Raw genomic sequence first — 23,435 nt, 5'->3', positions numbered from 1 at the left:
ATGGCAGAGGCGAGGGCCACGACCGTCCTTGGCGGGCGTGCTCCCTGTCACGCGTGGGAACCGATCGAGATGGCCGGCGCTGGCCAGGCCGGAGAGGACCGGCGGTTCCTGTGAACCGCCGGCTCGGGCGCAGATATCTGCTTTGAGGAGCTGATCGTCATGGACGGAGGCACGCTGCGCAAGACCGCGGCGGGCTGCGCCGAAGGGCTGCCCGGCAGCGGGCTGGAGCACCCCTTCGGCGATGACTGGGAGGTCTTCAAGGTGCGCGGCAAGGTCTTCATGCTGATGACCGAGGTTCCCGGACGCCCCGTGGTGATCCTCAAGTCCGAGCCCGCCGAGGCACGCGCCCTGTGCGAGGAGAACGCGAACATCACCCCCGGCTACCACATGAACAAAAAGCACTGGATCACGCTGGAGGGCGGGGAAGCGATCGACGCGGGGCTGGTCAAGGAGCTGGTGACCGAGTCCTACCGGCTCGTGGTCGGCCATCTCCCCAAGGCCCGGCAACCCGTCGACCCGCACACCTACGGCCGCCGCACCTGAACCGCGTCATGCCTCTCAGCGGCCACGAGCTCCAGGACAGCGCGCGCGCCACGGCCCTCGCGCTGCCCGGGACGGACCAGGGACACCCGTTCACCGAGCACCTGGAGGTGCACAAGGTGGCCGGAAAGGTCTTCCTGATCATCACCGAAGACCCGGACGAACTCATCATCACCCTGAAGGCCGAACCCGAGCACGGGCGGCTGCTGCAGCGCACGTACGCCTCGATCACCGCGGGCCGCTACCTGAACAAGCGGCACTGGATCTCCGTGGGAGCCGGGCGAGGCATCACCGCCGACCTGGTCGCCGAACTCGTCGACCACTCCTACCACCTCGTCCTGGAGACGGTTGCGCAAGGCCGCCGCCCCGGATGACCACCGGTTTGGACCCTCGGCCACGGGAGGCCGCTGACCGGCGCGGATCAGGCTCTGGGGATGTCTCAGTCGTCGAGCAGAACCACGTGCTTGCCCGGCGTCGTGCCGGACTCAACGCCGGCCTGGGCATCGCGAACCTGCTCCAGGCCCCGGTAGGTCTTGGCGATCGGTGCCTTGAGCCGGCCGTCGGCGATGGCCTGGAGCTGCTGGGCGAACACCTGGGCGGGCAGGTCGGTAGCCTCACCCGCGTAGCTGGTCAACCGCACCCCGCTGGGGATCACGAACGGGGTGAAGTCGGGGATGGACCACCCGCCCGCCAAGGCGCCGGTGAAGCAGACGGTACCGTGCGCGCGCACGCATCCGAGGGTGTCGGGCAGGACTGTGCAGCCCACCAGTTCCAGCGCGGCGTCCACGCCCTCGGGCGCGAGATCTCGGACCTTCCCGGCGATCGTCCCCTCGTCCACGATCGGGTGGTCGATGCCCATGGCCCGCAGGTCGTCGGCACGCTCGGCATGACGCGTGGTGGAGATGACGGTGGCGCCGATGTCCTTGGCCATCGTCGCCGCGCTCAGTCCCACCGTGGAGGTGCCGCCGCGGATCAGCAGCGTCTGCCCGGCTTGAAGGTCCAAGCCGGTCTTCAGCGACCCGTAGGCGGTCTGGAACATCTCCGGCAGCGCGCCGACCACGTCCCACGGCAGGCTGGTCTCCAGCGGGATGACCTGCGCCGCGGGGACGGTCACGTACTGCGCGTACGAGCCGTCGAACGAGCGGCCCATGCCGCCCATCAACGTCGCCACCTGCTGCCCCGGGCGCAGCCCACTGCCGTGCGGGGCCTGATCGATGATCCCCACACCCTCGATGCCGGGGACGCGCGGGTAGGTGACCTCCGGGTCCGACTCGCCCTTGCGGGTGGCGACCTCGGACTCGTTGACGCCGAACGCCTTCACCTTGATCCGCACCCAGCCGGGCTGAGGTGCGGGCACCGCAACGTCCTGGATCTGGAGTGCGTCCAAACCCCCGGGCCGGGTGACGACGACGGCCCGCATCGTCGCAGGCGCGGCGTCACCGGCTGCTGAAGGTTGGTTCATACCTGGCTCCTTCCCTGTGTACATCTCCTGGAAATTGAAAGGCCGAGCCGGGGGTGCAGACGCAGGAATCCACCTGATCAGTCAGTGGTGAGGCTGCGCTGTTGCGCATCGCCCAATGGCCGTCAGGGGCGGGCGATGTCGTCGAACAGGTCGAGGACCGTCTGGTAATGAGCGCCGGGCTCGTGGGAGGGTCGCCGACGGTTCCGGACGCGGGCTGGTCGGTGACGGCGGGGCCACAGACGGGTCTGCTCGCCGGTGGCGAAGTCGAGCACGACGTCGCCGATACGCCTGTCACGGTCGGCTTGTTCGGGGCTGCGGGGAGGGTGAAGATGTAGTCGGTCAGGAGCGGGGCGCGGACCTCGGCCGGGGTGCGGCCGCCCTGGTCGTAGGCATCGACGATCTTCCTGGCGCGGGAGCGGGGAATGCGCCACCCCGCGACCTCGTCGATGACGCGGTCGACGGTGTGCGGGTCGAACCGGTCGAGGCCGTTGGCCACCCACCAGGCCGGGATGATGCGCGAGGGCCCGGCGGAGAATCCCGCCAGGCGCCGGTACAGGCCGTTGGCGCAGGAAGCGCCGAGCAGCCCGAAGGCGGCATAGCCGCCGCCGCTGTGGCCGAAGACGGTTACCTGTCCGGAGTCGCCGCCGAAGGCGGCGATGTTCTGCTTGACCCAGGTCAGCGCGGCAATGATGTCCTGCAGGAAGAGATTGCTGGCCTCCGCCAGCCGCCCGCCGTACTGCGACAGTGAGACCGCGCCCAGCGCGCCGAGCCGGTAGTTGATCGACACGCCCACCACGCGCCCCGTCGCGGCCAGACCAGCCGCGTTCGAAGTGGTCTGCGTGTTCGCGCCGAACTCGAACCCGCCGCCGTGAACGTACACCGCCACCGGCAGCGCCTCGGCGGCCGGCTGCGCAGGAGCCCAGACGTTCAGATTCAGGCAGTCCTCACCGGTTCCGCTGTCGGCTTCGAGGCAGTCACCGCTGTCAGGCTGGACCGGGGCGACGCCCTTGCGGTCGTAGCGGCGGTCCGGATCGAAATCCGCGAGCACGGGCCGACGGCAGCGCTCGGCAGTCGCGTACGGGATTCCCCACCAGGACCGCACCCCTGGCGCAGCCGGGGCCGTGGACGCGGTGGCGGTCATGCGGATTCCCTCCGGCGCGGCTTGGGTTACCGCGCGATATGTCGGCGACTGCTTGCTTACGGTGACGCTCTCCCATCCTTCCCCGGGAGCCGACACATCGTCCGGCAGACAGCGGCCACCTGATGGTCACCAGGCGACATCTCCCTGCCGTCTCGTTGTCGTACGAGGTGCCGTGGATCAAGCTGGTCAGCGGACGCGGCGGCGGGGAGTGCGGGTCGGTGCCGACTGCCGCAGAGGTGGCTTCGCCGAGGCGGACCTAGGCGCCGAGGCTGGCCAGGTGGGCGTGGCGGCTCTTGGCCTGCAGTTCGGCGGCGGTCCGGCCGACGGCCGCCAGGTGCTGCAGCGCCGAGTGACGCAACTGGTGCAGCGTCCACTCCTCGATGTTGAGCGAGAGGATCTCCTCGGCCCGGACGGCGGTCTCGTACAGCATCCGCCACAACACCCGCTCGCGCAGGCCGTGGTCATCACCGGTGAACAGCTGGTATAGGCGGGCGCGGGGGATGGCGCGGTCGCCGCGGCGGGCGGGCCTGCGGTGGGTCAGCCGCCGGGCCGGGTTGCTCTCCAGCACTTCTTGGCGCTGCGCCCAGGTGGTGCACGAGGTGAGCGCCGACAGGTGCCGGTTCCAGGTGGTGGCCGCTGCGGTGTTCCACCGCTCCATCACCGCGGCGAAGTCCTCGGGGGTCAGTCGGCGACGAGGCTGGCGCCGCCGGCCACGTCGATGAGGCGGGCGAGGGTGTCGTCGTAGCTGGCGCGGGTGGTGGCCGTCTGGATGAAATCCAGGTAGTGGTCGACCGCGGCCGCGAGGGTCGCCGCGTTGGTCGGGCCCGGGTGGCCGGGGAAGGCGACGACGGACCCAGCGAAGACCTCCGCTGGGCCGATGTGACACGCCCGCCTGACTGAAGGTCGGCGCGGACCGGCCCCTTGAAACTCGGTGCCGTCTTCGCCGGTCAGCTATATCCGCCCGGTCTTTCCCGAGTACTACGGCGACCCCCCTTCCGCGCTGAAATCCGCCTTGGCGGTCTTCTTCTGATTCCCGGCGGAAGCTGACCCGCAAATACCAGCACGCGCAAAGGTGACCCGACCGGGATGCGGGCCACCTTGGATCGGTGGGATCAGGCGGGCTGCGGGGCGGGCGTCACCGGAGCGACCGCGATCTTGCGGGTCTCGCGCATCATCAGCAGGCCGCTGACCACTATCAGCGTCGCGGTCAGGCCGTGGACGCCGAGCGCGGCGGCCACGGAGCCGCGGTGGGCAAGGACGGTGGTCATGTCGCCGTACGCGGCGAGGGCCTCCACCAGCAGCACCCAGCTCAGCGCCCGGCGGTGGCCCGTCACCAGCAGGGCACCCAGGACCAGGGCCAAGACGACGTCGCGGATTCCCTTGACGACCAGGAAACCGCCGCCGTCGCCGGACGGCCGGTTCGGCAGACCGAAGCCCTGCACCGCCGTCTCCGGGCTCAGGATGAACTCCGTCCCGAACCAGAGGATGAAAAGGATGAAGGCGGCGACCAGGACAGTGTTGATCTTCTTCAGCGACACTGTTCTTCTCCTTGCAAGTCTTCGTGAGCTTGGTAAGCCGGCGCGGACGCGGCTGGGCAACAAGCCGATTTCTACAAGGCGACCGTGACCTTGGCCGCGCACTCTCCCGGACCACGTGCTGATTGAAGACAGGCCCTGGAAGCCGTGATTCGCCGGATCGCCATTGGCCTCACGACCTGGTGCGGCCCGGGGTGAGGATTTCCATGAGATGCCTGTCGGGGTCGTGGAAGTAGACGCCCCTGCGGCCTTCGGTGCGCTTGCTGTGATAGACCTGCCCGATTTCTCGGCATGCGGGATCGCCGTAGTAAGTGATGCCGGCGTGCTGAATGCGAGTGAGGGCGGCGTCGAACTCCTGCTCGCTGACCATGAACGCGTAGTGGTGTGGCTCGAAGTCGTCGAGCTGGTCGTAGTCCAGGCTGACCCGATTGGCCAGGGTGACCGGCGTGAAGTGCGCCACCGGCGGATCGACACTCAGGCCGAGGATTTCGGCCAAAAATTGGGCCGAGGCTTGCGGGTCACGGGCGGGGACGATGGTGTGGTTCAGTTCCACGGTCATAGTGACTCCTCATACGTCGATCTGCTCGAAGATGTGCGGATACGACACGATGTCGTCGGGGAACTCGGCGGCCATGCGCTGGAACTCCGGGCTGCCGAACGCCGTGGCGAGAGCCTCGGTCGATTCCCAGACCGCGACGTTCATCAGAAGTTGACTGTCGGCCGTTCCCTTGTGCATCTGCAGGGAGACGAATCCCGGCTGAGCCTTCATGAACTCCGCCTGTCTCTGAAAGAGGGTAAGGAACGCTTCAGTCCTCTCCTTTGGGACGATGAAGGTGTTGGCCAGGACGATGGGCCCGGTCTCCTCCTTGAACTGCGCGAACATCGGCGTGTGCGGGTCAAGGCTCTGCAGCTTGGCCATTGTCGGTACTTCCTCTCGCTATCGGTTGTCTCACGGCACCGCGGCCGGTCGCCGCCGTACTGGATCCGGCGACGCTCACGACGCTCGCTATCTGTGGAACGCGGGAGATTCACGGGGCGCTCAAGGGGCATCGCTGGTGCCGGTCACCAACGGCTGCGTCCTGCCAACGCTTGTTGGTCAACGCTTGTTGGCAAACGTAGGGCCGCCGCGCTGGACTGTCAACACGTGTTGGCCTACGCTTGTTGGCGTGACCGGCACCACGGAGGGCCAGCAGGCCGCACGGCGCTCAGACGCCACCCGCGCGGCGATCCTCGCCGCGGCGCGCGAGCGGTTCGCGGCGGACGGCTACGAGAAGGCGACCATCCGGGCCATCGCGCGCGACGCGAAGATCGACCCGTCGATGGTGATGCGCTACTACGGCAACAAGGCGGGCCTGTTCGCGGCGGCCGTCGCGATCGACCCCGAACTGCCCGGCCTGTCCGTCGAACCGCGCGAGGCGATCGGCCGTACGCTGGTGCGCCACTTCCTCACCCTGTGGGAGGAGAACGGGGAGCTCACCGCGCTGATCCGGGTCGGCGCCACCGACCCGGCCGCCGCCGATCGCATGCAGAGCGTGCTGCGCGATCAGTTGATCCCGCTGGCCCGCCGGGTGGGCCCCGAACCGGAGCAGGCGCCGGCGCGGGCGGCGCTGTGCGCCTCGACCGTGCTGGGGCTCGCGCTGACGCGCTACGTGCTGCGGTTCCCGGCGAGCGTGGCGCTCACCCGCGAGGAGATCGTGGACTGGCTCGGCCCCACGATCCAGCGGTATCTCACCGCACCCACACCCTGAAAAACGCGTCGAGGGCACCCACCGGGCACTCGGTCACGGCGGGTGCTCTCCTCGTCCTCGTCGAGGTGGACGGTCGCCGGGTCACGCAGTGGGTGCAGGCCGCGTTGCAGCAGCGCCTGGGGGTGGTGGGCGCGGTCTACGCGCCGCGTGCCGGTTGTCTGTGTTCAGGTCCACTGGGCGTCTTGGAACGGGCGGACCTCGATGGGGGCGCCGCAGGCCAGTGCGCACTTGTCGGCCCAGGCCAGCGCCTGGTCGAGGTCGTCGCAGCGGATCACCCAGAACCCGCCGAGCTGCTCCTTGGTCTCGGCGAACGGGCCGTCGGTCATCGTGGTCATGCCGTCGCCGGGGCGGACGACCGTGGTGGCGTGCGAGGGCAGCAGGCCGCCGACGAACACCCACGAGCCGGCGGAGCGCATCTCGTCGGTGACCTTGGCCGTCCGGGCCTGCTGTTCCCGCATCTCCTCCTCGGACAGCGCCGGCGTGTTCTCGTCGAACCGGACGGCGAGCAGGTAGTTCGTCATGGCGACTCCTCAGGGAGGTCAGGCCGGCAGGCGGCGGGCGACGGCCGGGATCACGATCGCGGCGGCCACTAGGTGCGTCAGCATAAGCAGCATCTTGGTGGCCGCGGAGGCGTCCGCGAGCACATCCGGCACCAGCGACAGCGCGGTGAGCACGATCGTGGCGCGGACGAACACCATGCGCGAGCGGCGGACCGTGCGGGCCAGCACCAGGGCGAGCACCAGGCCCACCACGGAGAACACGGCGGTCAGCACGGCGAACCTGGACGCCGGGATCGGCGCGCCGCCGACGGTGAGGCTGATCCCGGCGGCCTTCCCGACGGCGGCGATGCTCGCGGTTGCCGCGGCGGCGACGGCCGCGGCGGTCAGGCCACCGACGATCAGCGGCTTGGCGGGAACGGTCGTGGCGGTGGTGGTGACGGACATCGCGGTCCTCCAGTGTGCGGCGACCGGCCGTTGCCGGTCTCTCACCTTGGCTACGAACGACCTCGACGCCTTTCGACATCACCGCGGAAAAAATCTGAAGACCTACGTCACAGCGTCCGCAGGGCCTCGGTGGGGGAGAGGCGGGCGGCCCGCAGGGCCGGCAGCAGGCCGGCGATCGCACCGATGACGATCGCGGCGCCGATCCCGCCGGCCCACGCCTGGGCCGGAACGACCACCGCCCAGCCCTTGGCGCCGGCATAGACGGCGGTGGCCAGCGCTCCGGCCAACACCCCGGTCACGCCGCCGAGCAGCGCGAGCATGACCGCTTCGGACAGGAACTGGGTGCGGATGTGTCCCCGGGTGGCGCCGAGCGCGCGGCGCAGCCCGATCTCCGAGCGCCGTTCCAGCACCGAGATGATCATGATGTTGGCGACCCCGACCGCGCCCACGACCAGCGCCACCACGCCGAGTCCGAGGAACAGGCTGTTGAACGCGCCCTTGGCGGCGGCGCGGGCGGTGAGCGCGTCGGATGGCCGGCTGACGTCGACGTCGCCGGGTGATTCGGGGTTGGCGGTCTGCGCGAGCGCGTCCCGCACCGAGTCCACCTTGTCGGTCCGGGCCCGCGCGTAGACCGTGGTCGGAGGGCCGGCCACCGCCTTGCCCCGGTCGACGGCGGTGTAGCTGAGGTAGCGCTCGGCGGCCGGGTAGCCGATCAGGGCGCTGGTGTCGATGTCGGTCGACAGCGTCGCGGGCTTCAGGATGCCGGCGACGTAGAACCACTGGTTCTTCAGCCAGATCCGTTCGTCGGGATGGACGCGGTCGATCCCGAGGCGCCGCGCGGCCAGCGCGCCGAGCACGGTGACCGGCTGCCGCTCGGTCGCCGGGTTCAGCCAGCGGCCCTGCGCCACACCGGTCCCGATGACGTCGGGGAGGTTGAGGCTGGCGGCGCGGACCTTCAGGGCGTTGGTGTTGATCGCCGGGATCAGCGGGCTGCGGTACACGTTGGCGTCGTCGATGGCGGCGGCGTGCGCCACGTGCTCGACGTCGGGCAGGTGCGAGATCCGCTGCGGCGCGGCGACCGGCAGTTGCGCCGTCCCGCCGCTGAGCGATTGGCCGGTGTTGGCGGTCAGCAGGTTGGTGCCGAGCCGGTCGATCTCGGCCAGGAGCCCGGCCTGGGAGGACGCGGACAGGCCGAGCACCGCCACGATCGCCGCTGTCCCGATCGCAATGCCGAGCGCGGACAGGGCGGCCCGCAGGCGGCGGGACCGGATCCCGATGCCGGCCACGCGCAGCTGGTCGGACAGCCTCATACGCCCTCCAGTGAACGCGCCGCGCTGTCGGCGACGATCTGCCCGTCCAGGACGTTCAGCCGGCGGGGGAACCGGGCGGCGAGTTCGCCGTCGTGGGTGATCACCAGGATCGTCGCGCCGTCGGCGTTGAGCTCGTGCAGCAGCTCGATGATCGACGCTCCGGTCCTGCTGTCGAGGTTGCCGGTGGGTTCGTCGGCGAGCACGATGGCCGGGCGGCCGACCAGGGCGCGGGCGATCGCGACGCGCTGGCGCTGCCCGCCCGACAGCTCGCTCGGGCGAAAGCCCGCCCGGTCCTGCAGGCCGACCCGGTCGAGCGCCTCGGCGGCGCGTTCGCGCCGCTCGGCGGGGGGCGCGCCGCGGTACAGCAGGCCGTCGGCGACGTTCTCCAGGACGGTGGTGTGCTCGGACAGGAAGAACTGCTGGAAGACGAAGCCGATGCTGCGCGCCCGCAGCGCGGCGAGCTGCCGGTCGGTGAGCGTCGCGGCGTCCTGCCCGTCGATGCGCACCGTGCCGCTGCTGGGCCGGTCGAGCGTGCCGAGGATGTGCAGCAGGGTGGACTTGCCCGAGCCCGACGGGCCGACGATCGCGACCAGTTCCCCGCTCCGTACGGTGAAGCTCACGCCGCGCAGCGCGTGGACGGGCGGCCGGGTGTCGTAGGTCTTGGTGACCCGCTCCAGTTCGAGGACGTTCGTTCCGCTCATGTCGACGGCACCACCACTCGGTCGCGGGTCGTCAGGGCGCCGGAGACCTGCACCCGTCCGTTGGCGTTGTCGAACAGTCCGAGCGTGACCGGCACGGTCCGGGCCGGGCCGCCGTTCGCCGCCGCGACCTCGACGGCGTAGCCGCCGCCGGCCCGGCCGATGAGCGCGGTCACCGGCACGATGAGGGCGTGCTCGACGCCGCCGGTGGTGATCTGCACCTGGACGGGCGCCTGGTCGAGGGTTCCGGCGTCCTTGGGGTGCTTGAGCGTGATGTGGACCGGGAGGGTGGCGGCCTGCGCGCCGGAGTCGTCCTTGTCGGAGGACGAGGACGTCGCGACCGTGCCGATCCGGCTGACCACACCGGACGTGGTCCGGTTGTCGGGCAGCGTGATCTGCGCGGCGTCGCCCTTTCGGACCTCGGACTGCTGGGAGGGGTCGAGCTTGACGGTCACCTCGCGCCGGTTCGACGACGCCTCCATGATCGGACGGCCCGGGGCGGCGTTCGTGCCGTTCTGCGCCGTCACCTTGCCGATCCGCAGCGGGCCGGGCAGGAACACCGCCTGGCCGAGGTCCAGCTCGCCCGTCACCTGGGCGCCGCGTTCGTCCTGGAGCTTCTCCAGGGCCGCCGCGGTCGTCCAGCCGAAGTGGCGCGAGCCGGGATCGAGCACGGATCTGTCGGCGTAGCCCTCGCTCACCAGGGTCTTGTTCAGCGCCTGGACGTCCTTGCCGTCGTCGCCCGCGGCCAGGTCCCGGTACGCGGGCGTGCTCCCGCAGATCAGCAGCACCGGCTTCTGGCCGACCTTGTACAGCGTCTCGCCGCAGTCGACCTGGGTGCCCGCCGCCGGTATCCAGGTGTAGGTCCCCTTCGCCTGGTTGACCACCGGATAGGGGTTCCCGTCGGCGCCGCCGGCGTAGGAGAGCGTCCCGTTCTGCTCGACCTGCGAGGACAGCGGGCCCTCCTGGACCGCCGCGAGCGACGTCCCGTCACCGGTGCCCGCGGCGGACGTGCCGTCGCCGCCGTGCGGGCTCGTGACGACGAGGGCCACGCCGCCGCCCGCGGCCACGGCCACGAGCGCGGCACCGCCGCCGATCATCCGGCGGCGCCTGCGCCACCACCGCCGCCGCCGCTCCGGCGCCTGAGGGGAACCGCCGGCGCCCGCCGGGGTTCCGATCTCAGCCGTTGCCATGCTCGGAACCTCCCACGGACACGTTGCGGCAGGCGTTCAGTGCCTTCTTGAACTGCGGCGAGTTGACGTTGATCTTGTCTCTGGGCACCAGGAGGCGGCCGTCCTGCGGGTCGGGGAAGTCCGGGACGCCGTTCCTGCGCATGCACTGCGCGTACCTCAGCCATTCCTGCTGGGCCTTGGAGCGTTGCGCGGGGTTGTCCTCCACACCGGGGGGCTCCTGGGACTTGCACGCCTGTTTCGCCTTGATGAACTGCGGCGACGTCTTCTTCGGCCCTCCCGCCGCGATCGTGAACCTCCCGTCCTTGTCGGGATCGGGGAAATCGGTCACGCCGTTCTTGCGCATGCATTGCGCGTACTTCACCGCCTGCTCCACGGCGGGGTTCGCGTCCGAGCCGGACGAGCCGGAGTCCGAACCGCCGCACCCCGCGGCGGTCAGCGCGACAGCGGCCGCGGCGGCCAGCAACATGGAAGCCCTGTTCATCGTTCCCCTTTCCGAGGACGTTCTCGCGGGGCCAGTTCTAGGGAAGGGGCGGTCACATGACGGTGCGAGAGGCTGTGACCCGGCTGTGACCGCGCGTCGGGCAGGCTGACCGGCGATGAGAGTGCTGGTGGCGGAGGACCACGCGGAGCTGGCGGACTCGGTGGCCCGGGTCCTGAGCCGCGAGGGGATGGCGGTGGACGTCGCCCTCGACGGCCGGGCGGCGCTGGACCGCACGGCGCTGACCGACTACGACGTGGTCGTGCTGGACCGCGACCTGCCCGGCGTGCACGGCGACGACGTCTGCCGCGCCCTGGCGGCCGGGCCGCACCGCCGGACCCGGGTGCTGATGCTCACCGCGTCGGGCACGATCGCCGACCGGGTCGAGGGGCTCAGCCTCGGCGCCGACGACTACCTGCCCAAGCCGTTCGCCTACGCCGAGCTGGTCGCGCGGATCCGCGCGCTCGGGCGGCGGGCGCAGCCGGCGCTGCCGCCGATCCTGGAGCACGGCGACCTGCGGCTCGACCCGGCCCAGCGCGTCGCCACCCGCGCCGGGCTGCGGCTGGCGCTCAGCCCCAAGGAGCTGGCGGTGCTGGAGTACCTGCTCGCCGCGGGCGGACGCGTCGTGTCGGCCGAGGAACTGCTGGAACGGGTGTGGGACGAGGCGGCGGACCCGTTCACCACCACGGTCAAGGCGACCATCAACCGGCTGCGGGCCAAGCTGGGCTCCCCGCCGGTGATCGAGACCGTCCCGCAGAGCGGTTACCGGATATGAGGCCGCTCATGGGGGGCGTGCCGCGGACGGTCCGGATGCGCCTCACGCTGCTGTACGGGGCGCTGTTCACCGTCTCGGGCGCGGGCCTGCTGGGGATCACGTTCCTGCTCGTCCGGAGGAACGCCGTCTTCAAGGTGCTGGTGCCGTGCTTCGGCCGCGAGGAGGACTGCCCGTACCGGCCGCTCGGCCCGCAGGATCCGATGCGCGCGCTGGCGCGGCAGCAGGACACGCTGCTGCACGAGTTCCTGGTCCAGTCCGGGATCGCGCTGGGAATCATGCTGGTGGTGTCCCTGGTGCTCGGCTGGTTCGTCGCGGGGCGGGCGCTGCGCCCGCTGCGCACGATGACCGCCACCGTGCGGCACATCTCGGCGCGCAACGTGCACGAGCGGCTGGCCTTCGCCGGCCCTCGCGACGAGCTGAAGGACCTCGCCGACACCGTGGACGGCCTGCTCGGACGCCTGGACGCGGCGCTCGACGCGCAGAAGCGCTTCGTCGCCAACGCCGCGCACGAGCTGCGCACCCCGCTCACGCTCGAACGCGCGCTGCTGGAGGAGACGCTCACCGACCGCCGGCCGACCCTCGAGGCGTTCCGCGCGACCTTCGAGCGGATCCTGACGATCAGCGACCAGCAGGCGCGGCTGCTGGAGTCCCTGCTCACGCTGGCGACCAGCGAGCGCGGGCTGGAGAGCCGGGTCCCGGTGGACCTCGCCGCGCTCACCGAGCAGGTGCTGGCCGCCCGGCCCGAGCCGTCCGCCGAGGGCCCGCGCCTGGACCCGCGGATCGCGCCCGCCGCGACCGCGGGCGACCCCGCGCTGGTCGAGCGGCTGGTCGCCAACCTCGTCGACAACGCCGTGCGGTACAACGTGCCCGGCGGCAGCGTCGAGGTGGCGACCGGATCGCGGGACGGGACCGCCGTGGTCAGCGTGTCCAACACCGGTCCGGTCGTCCCGGCCGAGCAGGTGGCGCGGCTGCTCGAACCGTTCCAGCGGCTGGACCGGTCGGCGCGCGGCGACGGGCACCACGGGCTCGGCCTGTCCATCGCGCACGCGATCGTCCTCGCGCACGGCGGAACCCTCAGCGCGCGGCCGCGCCCGGGCGGCGGTCTCGTCGTCCGGGCCGCCTTCCCGGCCGGCCGGGTTTAGCGCCGGGCGAGGCTGCTCGTTCAGGTTCCCGGTTACCGGGGCGCGAGTGTCTAGTGAAGTAGTTTGCTAGCATGCCGGTGTGGGCGACGAGGACGTCAAGCAGTTCAACGTGTACCTGCCGATCGGGCTGATCAAGCAGGTCAAGCACCGTGCCATCGAGTCGGAGCTGTCGCTGTCGGCGCTGGTCGCGCAGGCACTGCGCGCCTATCTCGACGACGACCGCGATGACGACCGCGATGACGACCGCGCGCCGCGAAGGCGATCGACCGAGAAGGAGACGTGAGATGAGCACCGAGGGCATCGAGGCCGTGTTCCTGGAGACCCACAACTGGGGGAAGGCGGCGAAGTTCTTCCAGGCGCTGGGGTACGAGCTGGAGTTCTCGACCGATCACAACTCCGGGCAGCTGCGCAACGGCGACGGCCCCTACGTCTTCATCGCCGAGATCCCCGAGGACCGGGAGCCGCAGGTGCGGCTGGCGCTGCGGGTGCCCGAGGCGGACGCGTTCCGCGCCGACTCGGCCGTCGAGGTGGTGTCGCCGTTCGAGGAGACGCACTACGGGACGCGGGAGATGACCGTCCGCGACCCTGACGGGCGCCTGTGGAGCCTGCAGGCCCCGCTGCAGAAGTGACCGTGTGACCGGCCGGGAGCCGGTGCGGGGCCGTGCGGGCCGTCCGATCACGGACGGCGCCGCCGGCCCTTGACCGCCGTAACGGGGTCAAGTACGGACTGCGCGGGCGGTGCGTTCGGCGATGACGGTGAGGTGGTCGGCCAGTTCGGGCGGGTCGAGCAGGGTGTAGTCGACGTCCAGCAGGGCGATGCGGCGCGCGAGGTGGCGCAGGGAATCCGAGCGGGTGTGCAGGCGGCAACTGCGCTCGTCGACCGGTTCCAGGACGCCGTGCCAGGCGGTGACGTGCCGGGCCGCCTCTTCGATGGGGGCGTGCAGCAGCAGCCGGGCGCGGATCGTGCCGGACCCGCCGGCGAGGTTGTCCATGGCCCAGGACGTGGCGTCGGCGCCGCCGGGCAGGGTGCGGGCGGGGGCGCGGACGCCGGTGCGCTGCGGGCCGGTGATGCGGTCGGCGCGGAAGGTGCGCCAGTCGGCACGGTCCTCGTCGTGGGCGACCAGGTACCAGCGGCGGGCGGCGGTGACGAGGCGGTGCGGCTGGGCGTGCCGGCGGGTCTCGGTGCCGTCGGCGGCGGTGTAGGCGAAGCGGACGTTCTCGCCGGCGACGCAGGCGGCGGCGAGCAGGGCAAGGACGGCGGGGTCGGCGGTGGGCGGGGCGTCGTCGTGGGGCGGGAGCGGCACTGCGGCCTGCGCGAGCGCGGCGACGCGGTGCCGCAGCCGTTGGGGGAGGACCTGGTCGAGTTTGGCCAGGGCCCGCTGGGCGGCGTCCTCGACGCCGGTGACGGCGCCGGCTGTGCGCAGGCCGATCGCGATGGCGGTCGCCTCGTCGTCGTCCAGCAGCAGCGGCGGCATCGCGGCGCCGGCGGTGAGGCGGTAGCCGCCGGTGCTGCCGTGTGCGGCGTCGACCGGGTAGCCGAGGGCGCGCAGCCGGTCGATGTCGCGGCGGACGGTGCGGTCGGTGACGCCGAGGCGGCCGGCGAGTTCGGCGCCGGTCCATTCGCGTGGCGTCTGCAGGAGGGACAGCAGCCGCAGCAGCCGTCCGGACGGGTCGCGCATGGGTCCCATCCTGCCGTCCCATTAGGACGTTCACTGTCCTAATGGCGGTCTAGCGTCGTCGTTGTGCAGGGGACGGGACCTCCGGCCCCGGGAAACGGAAGGCACTGCCATGCTGCGTGGGCTCGCGACGATCAGCTTCTTCGCCGACGACGTGGAGGCGGCCGTCGACTGGTACGCCGACCTGCTCGGGACGCGGCCCTACTTCCGGGTTCCGGGTCCGGACGGCCGGGCGGTGTACTGCGAGTTCCGGATCGGGGACTACCGGCACGAGCTCGGGCTGATCGACGCCCGGTTCCGCCCCGGGTCCTCTGACGGCGAGGCCGGCCCGGCCGGGCCGGGTGGGGCGGTGGCGTACTGGCACGTCGACGATCTGGAGGCGGCGGTGGAGCGGCTGGTGGCGATGGGCGCCCGGATCCACGAGAAGATCACCGAGCGCGGGGACGGCACGGGTTTTGCGACGGCGTCGGTCGTCGACCCGTTCGGCAACGTCCTGGGCGTCATGACCAACCCGCACTACGTGCAGGTCCTCGCCTCGGCCGCACCTCGGTGAGCCGCCGCGGGCGCGGCGGGCGGCTCGACGTGAGCCAGATCTCGGTGCCGGTGCGTCACATTTCGGGGGCCTCAGCCCTCATCCTTGTATGGACGTTTCTTCTGTCGCACGGCCGGTGAGGGCGGTGCGGGGCACGGCGGCGGCGCCCGGCGGCGAGCGGGCGGCCGAGGGGATGCGGGACGTGGCGGGGCCGGGGTTCATGGACGTGTTCACGCACGCGGGGCACGTGGCGTTCCGCCGGGATCTGGAGCGGCTGGCGGCGGCCGCGGCGGCGGGCCGGGCGCGCGCTCCGCTGGTGCGGGCGGGCTGGGAGAACCTGAAGGAGCAGTTGCGCCTGCACAACCGGCTGCAGGAGGGCGTGCTGTGGCCGCGGGTGGAGCGCGCGGTGGCCGGGCGCCGCGCCGAGCTCGGGGTCGTGGCGGAACTGCGGGCCGAGCATCCGCGGATCGAGGTGCTGGTCGCGGCGGTGGACGCCGCGCTGGAGGACGACGAGCAGGGTCCCGGCGAGCAGGGTCCCGGCGAGGTCGTCGCCGCGGTGCGGCGGCTGCGTGAGGCGCTGGAGGTGCATCTGCGGCATGAGGAGGCCGGGGCGCTGCCGCTGGCGCAGCGGGTGCTGACGCCGGCGGACTGGGCGGCGTTCGCCGAGGACACGGTGTCGGCCTGGGCCGCGCCGGGCGGCGGCTGCGGTGAGGGGACGGTGCCGTGGATGGTGGACGGGATCGCGCCGCTCGAGCGCAGCCGGTTCCTGACGGCGCTGCCGCGCAAGATCCGGGAGCTGAACCGGATGCGGTGGGAGCCCCGCTACCGCAGGCGCCGGCTGTGGAGCGTGTGAGGTCGCCGGCGCGGCCCGTCACCAGGGGACGGCGCGGAGGGTGACGTGCCGGTTGGCGGGGTTGTAGTGCGACATCATCAGCGCGGTGGGGGTGCTGAGCTCGGGGTGTCCGATGAAGGCGCGGCATTGGTCGTTGCCGGTGCCGCCCGAGCAGGGGAGGGTGCCTTCGCCGGCGGGCCGCCAGGGGCCTTGCGGGGCTGGTGCGCGCCAGAGCCGGTACCGTCCGTCCAGGCCGCGCTGCTCGATGAGGACCAGGCCCTTGCCGGCGGCGGTGTAGTCGGCGACGTGGACGGCGGCGGGCGCGGCGCCGGGGACGACGGTCGCGGCGCGGGAGGCGTCGGGCGTCCATCCGGCGGGGGACCAGTACCGGTAGGCCGACGGGTCGCGCCAGGCGGCGGGGTCGGCGGGGACGCGGGCCAGGGTGGCGCGGCCGGCGGCGCAGGCACCGGGGATCCAGGTGTCGCAGGTCGATCCGTACAGGTAGAGGTGGCCGTCGCGCAGGACGGGGGAGCCGAGGGTGAGCTGGAACGGGAGTCCGCCGGGGAGGGTGAACACGCGGGTCTGGCCGTGCAGGGTGCCGTCGGCGGGGCGGTAGGCGGCGATGCCGTACCCCTGGGTGGTGATGGTGGTGCTCTGCGCGCACACGTCGGTGTAGGTGAGCAGGACGCTGCCGTCGGGCAGGCGGGCGGCGCCGGAGATCCAGGATGCGCTGTAGGCGGTGCCGGGCACGTGGCAGGGGGCGCCGCCGGGCAGGAGGAGGCCGGGCGGGGTGGCCAGCAGGGGCTGCGGGGGCCGGTCGGCCGGGCCGGCGGAGCGCGGCGCCGCGGTGCGACCGGTGGCGGGGGCGGGGGCGGGGGCGGGGAGTTCGGTGAGGTCGGTGGGGACGCGTCCGGGGGCGGCGGTGCCGGTGGCGGCGGTGGCGCCGAAGACCAGGCCGGGGTGGGTGCCCTTCCAGACCGAGTCGCAGAACAGCCAGAGGCTGCGGTGGCCGGTGAGCGCGACGCTGTAGCCGCAGTCGCGGTCGATGGTGTTGCCGGACGCGGCGGTCTCGTAGCGCGACAGGACGGGGGCGGGCGGCGCGGCGCCGGGCGGGTGCCGCGCGTCCTTGTGCAGCAGGACGGTGACGGTCACGGCGGTGGTCAGCAGCGCCGCGGCGAGGAGGGCGGCGGGTGCGGCGAGTCCGCCGCGTCCGGGCGGTCTGCGGCGGGCCGCGGTCATGGGGCGGGCCGTGCGGTGCTCCATCGTCCGCGCCCCTTTCCCGTGTGCCCGGCGGTGTCCGGGTGTCAGCGTCGCGTGCCGGTGCGGGCTGCGGCAACCCGCGATCCGCGGGGCAGGGGCACGAAATGGGTCAGAAGCGGGCGGTGAGCAGGGCCAGGACGGCGATGCCGACGGTGAGCCAGGCGGCGTAGTCGCCGATGTGCCCGGAGTGCAGGGCGTGCAGGCGGACGGCCGTGGCGGTCGCGGCGCGCGAGAGCACCGTCGGGGAGGCGCCGGTGCGTTCGCAGGCGCGTTCGGAGGTGCGGCGGCGCACGGCGTGCACGGCGATCAGCGCGGCCAGCAGCAGTGTGATGAGGAACCCGGCGATGCCCGAGGCGGTCCAGGGGTCGGCGGGGACGGAGTGGGGGTGGGGGACGCGGCCGTCCAGCACCAGCGCGGCGTAGCCGTCGCGGTCGGTGAACATCGCGGCGGCGGCGCCGACGGGCCCGCCGGGGATCAGCCCGGCCAGCAGCGCGGCCAGGAGGAGGGCGAGGCCGGGGGTGAGCATCGTCCAGGGCAGGTTGCGCAGGGCGGGGCGGGTCTCGGGGTCCTCGTGGCCGCCGCCGGCGGGGTGCGCGGGGTCCTGACCGCCGCCGGCGGGGTCCTCCTCGGCGGGGGTGCCGCGGAACACCCCGAGCCAGACGCGCAGGACGGCGCCGGCGGTGAGCGCGGACGCGGCGATGGCCAGCGGGGTGAACCACCACCAGCCGAGTTCCTCGGCGGCGTGCTCGGTGACGGCGTGCCCGGCGTACATCCCGGAGGGGGGCAGCCCGGCCAGGCCGAGCGCGCCGAGCAGGAAGGTGGCGCCGGTGAGGGGCATGCCGCGGCCGCGTCCGCGCAGGTCGTGCTCGTCGACGGTCTGGTGCCGGTTGAGCAGGGCGCCGGCGGCCAGGAACAGCGCGCCCTTCACCCCGGCGTGCCCGGCGAGGGAGTAGGCGGTGCCGGCCAGGGCGCCGGGGCCGTGGGCGGCGACGCCGACCAGCAGCAGCCCGACGTGGCTGACGGTGGAGTAGGCCAGCAGCCGTTTGATGTGGTGCTGCAGGACGCACATGACGGCGCCGAGCAGCGCGGCGGCGGCGCCGAGGACGGCGATGGCGCGCAGCGGGACCAGTCCGGCGAACGCCGCCCAGTAGGTGCGGGCGACCCCGTAGACGCCGAGCGGCACCATGATGCCGGAGAACAGCACGCAGACGGGGGTGGGGGCGACGGCGTGGGCGTCGGCGAGCCAGAAGTGGAACGGGACGGCGGACGCCTTGACCAGGTAGCCGGTGCAGATCAGCACGAACGCGGCGGTGACGAGCGCGTCGCCGTGCCCGCCCGCCCCGGTGCCGGTGCCGAGCAGGTGGCGGCCGGCGGTGGCCATGCCGAGTTCGCCGGTCCGCGCGTACACCAGGGCGATGCCGGCGAGGGTGAGGTAGGCGCCGATCGACTGGATGATGCCGAAGTTGAGGGCGCCGTGGACGGTGGAGGGCTCCTCGGAGCGGTAGCCGGTGAGCGCGAACGCCACGACGCTCATCAGCTCGAAGAACACGAACGCGTCGAACAGGTCGCCGGTGTAGACGTAGGCGACCATGGCCGCCAGGAACAGCAGCATCAGCGTGTGGAAGATCGCCTGGACCTCGGTGAAGTACCGCCAGGAGAACAGCAGCGCGGCCAGGGTGAGCAGCGCGGTGATCAGGGCGAGGCCGGCGGCCAGGGGGTCGGCGACCAGGGGGATGCCGACGCCGGTGGCCGGTCCCCAGCCGCCCAGCCAGCTGACCTGGGCGTGGTGGGGGGCGCGGGTGAGGGTGAGGGCCGACAGCGCGGCGACGGCGGCGACGGCCAGGACGGCGGCCAGGTCGACGGCCAGCCGCGGCAGCCACCGTCCGGCGGTGGCCAGCAGCGCGGCGGTCAGGACGGGAACGGCGACGGTGATCTGCAGGATCACGATTCCAGCGACCTCAGCTCGCCGGGGTCGAGGGTGCCGCGCCGCTTGGCGACCTGGACGGCCAGGGCGAGCAGCAGGGCGGTGACGGTAGCGCCGACGACGATGTCGGTGAGGGTCATCGCCTGCACGACGGGGTCGGTGACGGGGCGTCCGTGGGGCGGCCGGTCGGAGAAGACCGGGGCGGTAGCGCCGTAGCGGTACCCGATCGCCAGTAGCAGCACGTAGGTGCCGGACTGGGTGACCGACAGGCACACCACGGCGTGGATAAGGTCGCGGCTGGTGACGATGCCGTAGACGCCGACGAGGATGATCCAGCCGGCGACCAGGTAGGGCAGGTGGCTCACGAGGACTCCCCGGGTGGTTCGCGCACGAGCAGTGCCTGTTCGAAGAACTTGCCGATGAGCAGGACCAGAGCGCAGCCGACCTCGACGCCGACGGCGCCGTTGAGGGCGGGGACGGCGCCGGCGGCGGCCAGGGCCATCGCGACGAACACGCCGGCGGCCAGCGCCTCGGTGGACTCGAACACGGGGATGGGCCGCAGGCGCTGCAGCGCGGGGTAGTCGCCGGCGAGGTAGAGCAGGTGGATGGCGGTGCCGAGGACGACGCCGCCCTGGAATCCGCCGCCGGGCGACTGCGCGCCGTGCGCGATGATGTAGACGCCGATCAGCAGAGTGACGGGCAGCAGCAGGTAGCCGACGATGCGCAGGGCGTCCGACACCTCGGCGGGGCCGTGCCGGTGGGTGGCGCCCTGGTCCTCGGCCTCCTTGCCGACGACGCGCAGCAGCACCACCGCGCCGATCGCCGACGCCATCAGGATCAGCTCCTCGCCGATGGTGTCGAAGGCGCGCTGGTCGAAGTTGACCGAGGAGACGGTGTTGGTGGTGGACTCGCGCAGGGCCTGGTGGACGGCGCGGTCGCCGTAGGGGTGCAGGGCGCCGCCGAAGTGGGGCAGGTCCAGGGCGCCGGCGGTGAACAGGGCGGCGCTGCCGGCGGCGCCGGCGGCGAACAGCAGGGTGCGGGTCCTCATGCCGGTGTCCTCATCGTGGGTCCCCGCCCGGGGCGCCGCCGCCGTCGCCGCTTGCGGCGGCCCGGCCGGCCCGGCCGGTGGTGCCGGAGGTGTCGTCCTCGCCGGTGTCGCCGCCCTTGCGGTGGCGGCGGGTGGCGTGCAGGGCGAGCACGACGATGAGAGGGACGACGACGGTGCCGACGCCGATCTGCGACATGGCGACGTCGGGGGCTTGCAGGATCAGGAACAGCACGCCGAGGACCATCCCGTAGCCGGACAGGACGATCGCCTGGCGGGCGGGGTCGCGGGTCAGCACGACGGCGGTCGCCATGAGGGCGGTCATGAGCAGCGCGGTGACGATGAGGGCGTCGGCGAGGGGGCCGGAGAACGGGTCGCTCACGGGGCCTCCCCGTCCTTCACGCCGCCCGCCCCTCTGCCGGTGCCCGTAGCGGTGCTGGTGCCGGTGCTGGTGGCGCGGGTGACGGCCTGGCCGGCGGTGACGACGGTGGCGGGTCCGGTGGCCGCCAGCAGTACCCCGATCACAGCGATCTTGACGACGTCGTGCCAGGACGACCAGGGGTGCAGGGCCAGCCCGGCCAGCAGCAGCGGTGCGGCGAGCGCGGTGACGGGCGCGACGGCGTGCAGCCGGGCGGCGGCGCCGCGGGTGAGCGCCAGCCGCAGCCCGGCCAGCACGCACACGGCGGTGCCGGCCCAGGTGAGGGTGTCGGCGAGCAGGGTCATGGGCCTCCCGTCGGGGTCACAGGGTCCGGCTGAAGAACCGGGCGAACACCAGCGACCCGGCGAACGACAGCAGGGCGAGGATGAGGGCGACGTCGAGGTAGGAGGTCCGCCCGTAGGCGGAGGCGAGCAGGGCGAGCACGAGGGTGACCAGGGGGCCGGTGACGATGAGGCCGGCGAGCCGGTCGACGGGGCGTCCGCGCAGGGTGGTCAGCAGCGCGGGCAGCACGGCGGCGACCAGGATCACCAGGGCAGGGACGGCGATGCTCATTCCGCGCCTGTCCCGCCGCCGCGTTCGTGCTGGTCGTCGGGGTTCTGGCGGTCGGGCGTGCGGATGAGGCCGGTGGCGCGCAGCCGCCGCTCGAACGGCGAGGGGTGCGGGGTGAGGCGGTGGACGGTCAGCACCGCGTGCTCGGGGTCGACGCCGCCGACGTAGGTGGCGGGGGAGGTGGACACCAGCAGGGTGGCGGTGCCCCGGTTGGCGGCGCCGGGGGCGACGCCGACGTGGGTCCAGGTGCCGCCGGAGGTGCCGAGCACGGCGACGCGGGCGCTGTCGGCGACGATCTGGACGGGCAGCAGCGCCAGCGGGGCCGCCAGCCGGGCGGGCGGGACGGGCCGCAGCCCGGGCGCCAGGTCGGCGGCGGGGCTGCGGGGACCGGCGGGGTCGCCGGCGGTGCCGGTGCTGAACAGGGCGCGCCGTCCGCCGGTGGCGACGGCGGCCGCGAACGCGGCGACGACCGCGCCGACGGTGATCTCGATGATGTCGATCGTGGAGATCAGCGCCAGGTAGAGCGCGAACAGGACGGCCCACCAGGCCAGCGGTTCGGCGGCCGGACGCGCCGGGCCGCCGCGGGTCAGCGGGACGGTGCGGGCGGCGCGGGGCCCGGCCTGCGGCAGGCGCGACGACCGCCCCGGCGGCGGATCCGGCGCCGGATCGGGCGGCTCCGGGGTGGGTGGCGTCATGCCGATCGCATACCCCGGCGGACGGTTCCAACCGTGATCGGGGGCGCCCGGGCGCCGCGGCCGGCCCGGCCGCGGGCCGTTTTGTACCTGTCCGTGGCGTATGCCGGGGAATGTTTGCGCGTGGCGGGCGGGGTAGGCCGCGCTACGGGACCGTCCGGCACGACCGTCCGACACGACCGTCCGACACGACTGCCGGGCAGGACCGTCGGGCATGCGGCGCACGGGAGGGAGGGACGCCGATGGCGAGGTTCGGGTACTTCCTGTCCAGCGAGGAGCACGCTCCGGGCGAGCTGGTGCGGCAGGCGCGGCTGGCGCAGGAGGCCGGGTTCGAGGCGCTGTGGATCTCCGACCACTTCCATCCGTGGCTGGACGAGCAGGGGCAGTCCTCGTTCGTGTGGTCGGTGGTCGGCGCGATCTCGCAGGCGACGTCGCTGCCGGTGGGCACGGCGGTGACCTGCCCGCTGGTGCGCACCCCTCCGGCGATCGTGGCGCAGGCCGCAGCGACGTCGGCGCTGCTGACCGGCGGCCGGTTCACCCTCGGCGTCGGGACGGGCGAGTTCCTCAACGAGCACATCGTCGACTCGCGCTGGCCCCCGGCGGCCGAGCGGCTGGAGATGCTGGAGGAGGCCGTCGCGCTGATGCGGCGGCTGTTCACCGGCGAGCTGGTCACCCACCGCGGCGAGCACTACCGGCTCGACACCGCCCGCCTGTACAGCGTCCCGGACGAGCCGCCCCCGATCTACATGTCGGGGTTCGGGAACAAGGCGGCGACGCTGGCGGGGCGGATCGCCGACGGGTTCATCTGCATGATGCCCGACGCGGACCTGGTGAAGGTGTTCCGTGACGCCGGCGGTGAGGGCAGGCGGGTGCAGGGCGGTCTGAAGGTGTGCTGGGCGCCCGACGAGGCGCGGGCGCGGCGGACGGCGCTGCGGCTGTGGGCCAGCGACCACCTGCCGGGGGAGGCCGCGCAGCTGCTGCCGCAGCCGCGGCAGTTCCGGCAGCTGGCGCAGCTGGTGACCGAGGACATGGTCGCCGAGCGGGTGCCGTGCGGCCCCGATCCCGAGGTGCACGCCCAAGCGCTGCGCGCCTATGTCGACGCCGGGTACGAGGACGTGTTCGTCACGCAGATCGGCCCCGAGCAGGACGGCTTCTTCGACTTCTACTCCCGTGAGGTGCTGCCCCGCGTGCGCGGCTGACCCCGCGCCGCCGGCCCGGAGCGGCCGGCCCCGTGCGGCGGTCCCTCCGGAACCGGACACCCCCGAAATCCCCTCGATGGAAGGAAATGAAGATGGACACCCCCTCGGTGCCCGGCAAGGGCCCCGGAAAGATCGGCGAGAGCGCGGGACGGGTCGGCGCGGCCGCGTCCGGCGCGGCGAAATCGGCGGCCGAGACCGGCTCGGACGCGGCGCGCGACACCGCCGGCGCCGCGCAGGGAACCGCCCGCACCGCGGGCGCGGGCGTCGGCGAGGGCGCGGCGGCCGCCGCGGGGACCGGCGGTCAGGCCGCGGGACAGGTCGGCG

At 72.9% G+C, this 23,435-nt stretch carries 32 protein-coding genes; 11 read left to right on the top strand and 21 right to left on the bottom strand.

The features are described from left to right. Nucleotides 1-159: 159 nt before the first annotated feature. A complete protein-coding gene (locus QP089_RS00160; protein WP_285909021.1) occupies nucleotides 160-543 on the top strand; it encodes an MmcQ/YjbR family DNA-binding protein in 384 nt (127 codons plus the stop codon). 8 nt (nucleotides 544-551) lie between these two features. Next, complete coding sequence (locus tag QP089_RS00155) at nucleotides 552-914, top strand: MmcQ/YjbR family DNA-binding protein (RefSeq protein WP_285909020.1); 363 nt, start codon at nucleotides 552-554, stop codon at nucleotides 912-914. Between the two features lie 65 nt (nucleotides 915-979). Here QP089_RS00155 and QP089_RS00150 read toward each other — a convergent pair whose 3' ends face one another. From QP089_RS00150 to QP089_RS00125, 6 genes are all read right to left on the bottom strand, one after another. After that, nucleotides 980-2,002, bottom strand: coding sequence for an alcohol dehydrogenase catalytic domain-containing protein (locus tag QP089_RS00150; protein ID WP_285909019.1), 1,023 nt, complete (start codon nucleotides 2,000-2,002; stop codon nucleotides 980-982). Beyond that, nucleotides 1,977-3,143 carry a carboxylesterase family protein gene (locus QP089_RS00145; RefSeq protein ID WP_285909018.1) on the bottom strand — a complete coding sequence of 389 codons (1,167 nt, stop codon included), beginning with the start codon at nucleotides 3,141-3,143 and terminating at the stop codon, nucleotides 1,977-1,979. The genes QP089_RS00150 and QP089_RS00145 overlap by 26 nt, the downstream gene beginning before the upstream one ends. 256 nt (nucleotides 3,144-3,399) lie before the next feature. Continuing rightward, nucleotides 3,400-3,804, bottom strand: coding sequence for a site-specific integrase (locus QP089_RS00140; protein ID WP_285909017.1), 405 nt, complete (start codon nucleotides 3,802-3,804; stop codon nucleotides 3,400-3,402). Nucleotides 3,805-4,255: 451 nt separating this feature from the next. Next, nucleotides 4,256-4,681, bottom strand: a complete 426-nt coding sequence (locus QP089_RS00135) for a DUF4267 domain-containing protein (protein ID WP_285909016.1) — start codon at nucleotides 4,679-4,681, stop codon at nucleotides 4,256-4,258. Nucleotides 4,682-4,850: 169 nt separating this feature from the next. Then, entirely contained in the window at nucleotides 4,851-5,237 is a 387-nt protein-coding gene (locus QP089_RS00130) for a VOC family protein (RefSeq protein ID WP_285909015.1), read from the bottom strand. 9 nt (nucleotides 5,238-5,246) lie between these two features. Then, nucleotides 5,247-5,597: an antibiotic biosynthesis monooxygenase family protein gene (locus tag QP089_RS00125; RefSeq protein ID WP_285909014.1), complete on the bottom strand. Its 351-nt coding sequence runs from the start codon at nucleotides 5,595-5,597 to the stop codon at nucleotides 5,247-5,249. Nucleotides 5,598-5,844: 247 nt separating this feature from the next. On the opposite strand from QP089_RS00125, the gene QP089_RS00120 reads away from it, so the two are divergent. Further along, nucleotides 5,845-6,426, top strand: a complete 582-nt coding sequence (locus QP089_RS00120; protein WP_285909013.1) for a TetR/AcrR family transcriptional regulator — start codon at nucleotides 5,845-5,847, stop codon at nucleotides 6,424-6,426. A gap of 164 nt (nucleotides 6,427-6,590) precedes the next feature. Here QP089_RS00120 and QP089_RS00115 read toward each other — a convergent pair whose 3' ends face one another. The 6 genes from QP089_RS00115 to QP089_RS00090 all read right to left on the bottom strand — a co-directional run bounded on the left by QP089_RS00115 (nucleotide 6,591) and on the right by QP089_RS00090 (nucleotide 11,049). Then, a complete protein-coding gene (locus tag QP089_RS00115; protein WP_285909012.1) occupies nucleotides 6,591-6,947 on the bottom strand; it encodes a YciI family protein in 357 nt (118 codons plus the stop codon). Between the two features lie 18 nt (nucleotides 6,948-6,965). Beyond that, nucleotides 6,966-7,370, bottom strand: a complete 405-nt coding sequence (locus tag QP089_RS00110; RefSeq protein WP_285909011.1) for a DUF6069 family protein — start codon at nucleotides 7,368-7,370, stop codon at nucleotides 6,966-6,968. 107 nt (nucleotides 7,371-7,477) lie between these two features. Further along, nucleotides 7,478-8,680 (bottom strand): ABC transporter permease, encoded by a 1,203-nt coding sequence (locus tag QP089_RS00105; protein ID WP_285909010.1) that lies wholly within the window; start codon nucleotides 8,678-8,680, stop codon nucleotides 7,478-7,480. Beyond that, nucleotides 8,677-9,381: an ABC transporter ATP-binding protein gene (locus QP089_RS00100; protein ID WP_285909009.1), complete on the bottom strand. Its 705-nt coding sequence runs from the start codon at nucleotides 9,379-9,381 to the stop codon at nucleotides 8,677-8,679. The genes QP089_RS00105 and QP089_RS00100 overlap by 4 nt, the downstream gene beginning before the upstream one ends. Then, nucleotides 9,378-10,568: an efflux RND transporter periplasmic adaptor subunit gene (locus tag QP089_RS00095; protein WP_285909008.1), complete on the bottom strand. Its 1,191-nt coding sequence runs from the start codon at nucleotides 10,566-10,568 to the stop codon at nucleotides 9,378-9,380. Before QP089_RS00095 ends, QP089_RS00100 begins: the two co-directional genes overlap by 4 nt. Further along, complete coding sequence (locus QP089_RS00090) at nucleotides 10,555-11,049, bottom strand: hypothetical protein (RefSeq protein ID WP_285909007.1); 495 nt, start codon at nucleotides 11,047-11,049, stop codon at nucleotides 10,555-10,557. Before QP089_RS00090 ends, QP089_RS00095 begins: the two co-directional genes overlap by 14 nt. Before the next feature lie 115 nt (nucleotides 11,050-11,164). Between QP089_RS00090 and QP089_RS00085 the strand changes: the two genes are divergently transcribed. The 4 genes from QP089_RS00085 (at nucleotide 11,165) to QP089_RS00070 (ending at nucleotide 13,592) form a co-directional block, all read left to right on the top strand. After that, complete coding sequence (locus QP089_RS00085; RefSeq protein ID WP_285909006.1) at nucleotides 11,165-11,821, top strand: response regulator transcription factor; 657 nt, start codon at nucleotides 11,165-11,167, stop codon at nucleotides 11,819-11,821. 8 nt (nucleotides 11,822-11,829) lie between these two features. After that, nucleotides 11,830-12,963, top strand: a complete 1,134-nt coding sequence (locus QP089_RS00080; RefSeq protein WP_285909005.1) for a sensor histidine kinase — start codon at nucleotides 11,830-11,832, stop codon at nucleotides 12,961-12,963. A 79-nt stretch (nucleotides 12,964-13,042) separates the two neighbouring features. Beyond that, nucleotides 13,043-13,246, top strand: a complete 204-nt coding sequence (locus tag QP089_RS00075; RefSeq protein WP_285909004.1) for a ribbon-helix-helix domain-containing protein — start codon at nucleotides 13,043-13,045, stop codon at nucleotides 13,244-13,246. 1 nt (nucleotide 13,247) lies between these two features. Beyond that, nucleotides 13,248-13,592 (top strand): VOC family protein, encoded by a 345-nt coding sequence (locus QP089_RS00070; protein ID WP_285909003.1) that lies wholly within the window; start codon nucleotides 13,248-13,250, stop codon nucleotides 13,590-13,592. Nucleotides 13,593-13,679: 87 nt separating this feature from the next. On the opposite strand, the gene QP089_RS00065 is transcribed toward QP089_RS00070, so the two are convergent. After that, nucleotides 13,680-14,642: a helix-turn-helix transcriptional regulator gene (locus tag QP089_RS00065; RefSeq protein WP_285909002.1), complete on the bottom strand. Its 963-nt coding sequence runs from the start codon at nucleotides 14,640-14,642 to the stop codon at nucleotides 13,680-13,682. A gap of 109 nt (nucleotides 14,643-14,751) precedes the next feature. Between QP089_RS00065 and QP089_RS00060 the strand changes: the two genes are divergently transcribed. Together QP089_RS00060 and QP089_RS00055 are read left to right on the top strand one after the other, a co-directional pair. Continuing rightward, complete coding sequence (locus tag QP089_RS00060; protein WP_285909001.1) at nucleotides 14,752-15,192, top strand: VOC family protein; 441 nt, start codon at nucleotides 14,752-14,754, stop codon at nucleotides 15,190-15,192. Nucleotides 15,193-15,307: 115 nt separating this feature from the next. Then, nucleotides 15,308-16,024 (top strand): hemerythrin domain-containing protein, encoded by a 717-nt coding sequence (locus QP089_RS00055; RefSeq protein WP_285909000.1) that lies wholly within the window; start codon nucleotides 15,308-15,310, stop codon nucleotides 16,022-16,024. An 18-nt stretch (nucleotides 16,025-16,042) separates the two neighbouring features. Here the strand turns inward: QP089_RS00055 and QP089_RS00050 are convergent, their stop codons facing one another. The 8 genes from QP089_RS00050 to QP089_RS00015 form a co-directional block, all read right to left on the bottom strand. Beyond that, nucleotides 16,043-17,266: a glycoside hydrolase family 183 protein gene (locus tag QP089_RS00050; protein WP_285908999.1), complete on the bottom strand. Its 1,224-nt coding sequence runs from the start codon at nucleotides 17,264-17,266 to the stop codon at nucleotides 16,043-16,045. A 106-nt stretch (nucleotides 17,267-17,372) separates the two neighbouring features. Then, complete coding sequence (locus QP089_RS00045) at nucleotides 17,373-19,208, bottom strand: complex I subunit 5 family protein (RefSeq protein WP_285908998.1); 1,836 nt, start codon at nucleotides 19,206-19,208, stop codon at nucleotides 17,373-17,375. Further along, on the bottom strand, nucleotides 19,205-19,552 hold the full coding sequence (locus QP089_RS00040; RefSeq protein WP_285908997.1) for a sodium:proton antiporter: 348 nt from the start codon (nucleotides 19,550-19,552) through the stop codon (nucleotides 19,205-19,207). Before QP089_RS00040 ends, QP089_RS00045 begins: the two co-directional genes overlap by 4 nt. Next, nucleotides 19,549-20,235, bottom strand: coding sequence for an MnhB domain-containing protein (locus QP089_RS00035; protein ID WP_285908996.1), 687 nt, complete (start codon nucleotides 20,233-20,235; stop codon nucleotides 19,549-19,551). Before QP089_RS00035 ends, QP089_RS00040 begins: the two co-directional genes overlap by 4 nt. Nucleotides 20,236-20,245: 10 nt before the next feature. Next, entirely contained in the window at nucleotides 20,246-20,614 is a 369-nt protein-coding gene (locus QP089_RS00030; RefSeq protein WP_285908995.1) for a Na(+)/H(+) antiporter subunit B, read from the bottom strand. Next, complete coding sequence (locus tag QP089_RS00025) at nucleotides 20,611-20,955, bottom strand: monovalent cation/H(+) antiporter subunit G (protein ID WP_285908994.1); 345 nt, start codon at nucleotides 20,953-20,955, stop codon at nucleotides 20,611-20,613. Before QP089_RS00025 ends, QP089_RS00030 begins: the two co-directional genes overlap by 4 nt. Before the next feature lie 16 nt (nucleotides 20,956-20,971). After that, nucleotides 20,972-21,223: a monovalent cation/H+ antiporter complex subunit F gene (locus QP089_RS00020; RefSeq protein ID WP_285908993.1), complete on the bottom strand. Its 252-nt coding sequence runs from the start codon at nucleotides 21,221-21,223 to the stop codon at nucleotides 20,972-20,974. Next, nucleotides 21,220-21,915 (bottom strand): hypothetical protein, encoded by a 696-nt coding sequence (locus QP089_RS00015; RefSeq protein WP_285908992.1) that lies wholly within the window; start codon nucleotides 21,913-21,915, stop codon nucleotides 21,220-21,222. Before QP089_RS00015 ends, QP089_RS00020 begins: the two co-directional genes overlap by 4 nt. Before the next feature lie 239 nt (nucleotides 21,916-22,154). Between QP089_RS00015 and QP089_RS00010 the strand changes: the two genes are divergently transcribed. Beyond that, entirely contained in the window at nucleotides 22,155-23,111 is a 957-nt protein-coding gene (locus QP089_RS00010; RefSeq protein ID WP_285908991.1) for a TIGR03557 family F420-dependent LLM class oxidoreductase, read from the top strand. A 92-nt stretch (nucleotides 23,112-23,203) separates the two neighbouring features. Continuing rightward, nucleotides 23,204-23,435, top strand: a 232-nt coding sequence (locus QP089_RS00005; protein WP_446473998.1) for a hypothetical protein, incomplete at its 3' end; no start/stop codon positions are given.

It is taken from the genome of Actinomadura opuntiae (assembly GCF_030283205.1).
Classification (GTDB): domain Bacteria; phylum Actinomycetota; class Actinomycetes; order Streptosporangiales; family Streptosporangiaceae; genus Spirillospora.
The sequence above is the reverse complement of the archived record's forward strand: the minus strand, read 5'-3'. Positions and strand labels throughout refer to the sequence as shown.